Annotated in this window: 3 protein-coding genes; all 3 read left to right on the forward strand. The window is 69.9% G+C overall.

The features are described 5' to 3' along the window. A partial coding sequence (locus D1825_RS00760) for a TetR/AcrR family transcriptional regulator (RefSeq protein WP_138067088.1) occupies positions 1–664 on the forward strand: 664 nt, incomplete at its 5' end. Further along, the gene (locus D1825_RS00765) at positions 664–2,400 is read left to right on the forward strand and encodes an ABC transporter ATP-binding protein (protein ID WP_118765625.1); all 1,737 of its coding nucleotides are present in this window, start codon (positions 664–666) and stop codon (positions 2,398–2,400) included. The genes D1825_RS00760 and D1825_RS00765, both read left to right, overlap by 1 nt. Then, positions 2,397–3,602 (forward strand): ABC transporter permease (locus tag D1825_RS00770; RefSeq protein WP_138067089.1); only part of this gene is annotated, 1,206 nt, incomplete at its 3' end. The genes D1825_RS00765 and D1825_RS00770, both read left to right, overlap by 4 nt.

Genomic DNA, 3,602 nt, shown 5'->3' on the forward strand with positions numbered 1-3,602 from the left:
CGCGACCCGGACGGGTCGCGCCGCTCCTCTGCCTCCCGACGAGCGACGCCGCGCGATCCTGCGCGACGTGCGCGCGCTCGTGCTGGACCGCGGCGCGGCGGTCACGACGCGTGAGCTCGCGCAGGCGGCCGGCGTCTCCGAGGGCACGCTGTTCCGCGTCTTCGAGGACAAGGTCACGCTGCTGCGCGAGACCGTGCACGCCGCGGTCGACCCGGTGGCGGTCGTCCCGGCGCTCGACGCGATCGACCGGGGCCTCCCGATCGACGAGCGCCTCACCCGCATCCTGGAGATCGGCTTCGAGCGCATCGGCGAGACGATGCGCTGGTTCGCGGTCCTGCACGAGCTCGGCCGCCTCGAGGCGAACCCGCAGGAGCCGCTCGAGCAGCGCCGCAGGACCCACCGCGAGTGGGCGCAGCACCAGAAGGCCGGCCAGTTCGAGGTCCGGCTCGCCGTCGCCCGGGTGCTCGAGCCCGACGCGGGCACGTTCGCGCGCCCGGTCGAGCAGGTCGTCGCGCTGCTCGACGTCGTCCTCGTCGGCGCCGCCATGCAGCAGGGCGAGGCCGCCCGTCGCGGCACCACCGCGGACATCCCCGCCATCGACGTCCTCGTCACCCACTTCCTGCACGGCGCACTCGCCCCGTCCCCCACCAGGAGCCCGTCATGATGCTCGTCCGACTGCTGCGGGAGCACCTGCGCCCGTACCGCGGTGCCGTCTACGCGATCGTCGTCCTGCAGCTCGTGCAGACGATGGCCACGCTCTACCTACCGAGCCTCAACGCCCGGATCATCGACGACGGCGTGGCCGCGGGCGACACCGACGAGATCATGCGGCTCGGCGGGGTCATGCTCGCCGTGAGCCTGCTGCAGGTCGTGTGCGCGATCGTCGCCGTCTACTACGGCTCGCGCACGGCCATGGGCTTCGGTCGTGACGTGCGAGGCCGGCTGTTCGGTCACGTGCAGACGTTCTCCGCGCAGGAGGTCGGCAAGTTCGGCGCGCCCACGCTCATCACGCGTACCACCAACGACGTCCAGCAGGTCCAGATGGTCGTGCTGATGACGTTCACCTTCATGATCATGGCGCCGATCATGCTCGTCGGCGGCGTCATCATGGCGCTGCAGGAGGACGTGAAGCTGTCGGCGATCCTCGTCATCGCCGTGCCCGTGCTCGGCATCGTCGTCGGGCTCATCGTGTCCCGGATGGTGCCGTACTTCCGGCAGATGCAGAAGCGCATCGACGCGATCAACCGCGTGATGCGCGAGCAGATCGCGGGCGTGCGCGTGGTGCGCGCGTTCGTGCGCGAGGAGCGCGAGTCGCGTCGGTTCGGTGTTGCCAACACCGAGCTGTTCACCACCTCGCTGCGAACCGGTCAGCTCATGGCGCTGATGTTCCCGGTGGTCATGCTCGTGCTGAACGTGACGAGCGTCGGGGTGCTGTGGTTCGGCGCGCACCGCGTGGACAACGGCATGCAGATCGGCGCGCTCACGGCGTTCCTGTCCTACATCGCCTACATCCTCATGGCCGTGATGATGAGCACGATGATGTTCGTCATGGTGCCGCGGGCCATGGTCTCCTCCGACCGCATCACGGAGATCCTGGACACGTCCACCACGGTGCTGCCGCCGGTGAAGGCCGTGCCGCTGCCCACCGACGCGCGCCCTGGCCTCCTGGAGCTGCGCGCCGTCGAGTTCCGCTACCCGGGCGCCGAGGCCGCGGTGCTGCACGACGTCGACCTCGTGGCGGAGCCGGGCAGGACGACGGCGATCATCGGCTCGACGGGATCGGGCAAGACGACGCTGCTCAACCTCGTGCCGCGTCTGTTCGACGTGACCGACGGCAGCGTGCTGCTCGACGGCGTCGACGTGCGCGACCTGGACCCCGAGGAACTGTGGTCGCAGGTCGGGATCGTGCCGCAGAAGCCCTACCTCTTCTCGGGCACGATCCGCTCCAACCTCGAGTACGGCAAGCCGGGCGCGAGCGACGAGGAGCTGTGGCACGCGCTCGAGGTCGCCCAGGCGAAGGGGTTCGTCGAGGCGCTCGCCGAGGGGCTCGACGCTCGGATCACGCAGGGGGGCACCAACGTCTCGGGAGGTCAGCGACAACGGCTGGCGATCGCGCGCGTGCTCGTCAGACGCCCGCACCTGTACCTGTTCGACGACTCGTTCTCCGCGCTCGACTATGCCACCGACGCGGCGCTGCGCCGGGCGCTGGTCCCCGAGACGCGGGACGCGGCCGTGCTGATCGTGGCTCAGCGCGTGGCCACCATCCGGCACGCGGACTCGATCATCGTGCTCGAGGAGGGTGCAGTGGTCGGCGTCGGCACGCACACCGAGCTGCTCGAGTCGAACCAGACGTACCAGGAGATCGTGTACTCGCAGGTCAGCGCGGAGGAGGCAGCATGAGCGGGCAGCAGACGGTCCCGCGGCGGCCTCCGCAGCGTGGGCCCGGGCCCATGGGCAACATGGGCATGCCGGGGGAGAAGTCGGCCAACTTCACGCAATCCGGCAAGCGGTTCCTGCGCGAGCTCCGGCCCGAGATCCCGCGGATCGTGCTCATCCTCGTGCTCGCCGTCGCCTCGGTCACGCTCGCGGTCGTCGGACCCAAGGTGCTCGGCAACGCGACCAACGTGATCTTCGCGGGCGCGGTCGGCAAGCTGGCGGCGCTGCAGCCGTTCGCGGGCCAGTCCCAGGATCAGGTGGTCGACGCCCTGCGCGCCGCCGGCCAGGACACCTTCGCGGACACCATCTCCGGGATCCCCGGGCTCGTTCCCGGCCAGGGCATCGACTTCGGGCACCTGCGCGGCATCCTCGTCGTCGTCCTGTTCATCTACCTGGGCTCGTTCCTGTTCGGCTGGACCCAAGGCCGCATCACGGCGGGCGTGGCCCAGCGCGTCGTGCTCCGGCTGCGCGCCGACGTCGAGGCCAAGCTCGGCCGGCTGCCGCTGAGCTACCTCGACTCGCACCCGCGCGGCGAGCTCCTCTCGCGCGTCACCAACGACATCGACAACGTCGCGCAGACCCTCCAGCAGACGCTCAGCCAGCTCATCACCTCGGTGCTGACCGTCGTGGGCGTGCTGGTGATGATGTTCTGGATCTCGCCGCTGCTGGCGCTCGTCGCGCTGGTCACGGTGCCGCTGTCGATGGTCGTCGCGGCGGTGATCGCCAAGCGGTCCAAGCCGCAGTTCATCCAGCAGTGGGCCGTCACGGGCAGCCTCAACGCGCACATCGAGGAGATGTACACGGGCCACACGCTGGTGACGGTGTTCGGTCGCCAGCACGAGGCCGGAGAGGTGTTCGCGGAGCGCAACGACAAGCTCTACGACGCGAGCTTCAAGGCCCAGTTCATCTCGGGCACGATCCAGCCCGCGCTGGGGTTCCTGGCGAACCTCAACTACGTCATCGTGGCCGTCGTCGGTGGCCTGCGGGTGGCGTCGGGGACCATGACCCTCGGCGACGTGCAGGCCTTCATCCAGTACAGCCGGCAGTTCAGCCAGCCGATCTCGCAGATCGCGTCGATGGCGAACCTGCTGCAGTCCGGCATCGCCTCGGCCGAGCGCGTGTTCGAGCTGCTCGACGCCGAAGAGCAGGACCCCGACCCCGTCCCG

This window comes from Cellulomonas rhizosphaerae, from assembly GCF_003470205.1.
Lineage (GTDB): Bacteria > Actinomycetota > Actinomycetes > Actinomycetales > Cellulomonadaceae > Cellulomonas > Cellulomonas rhizosphaerae.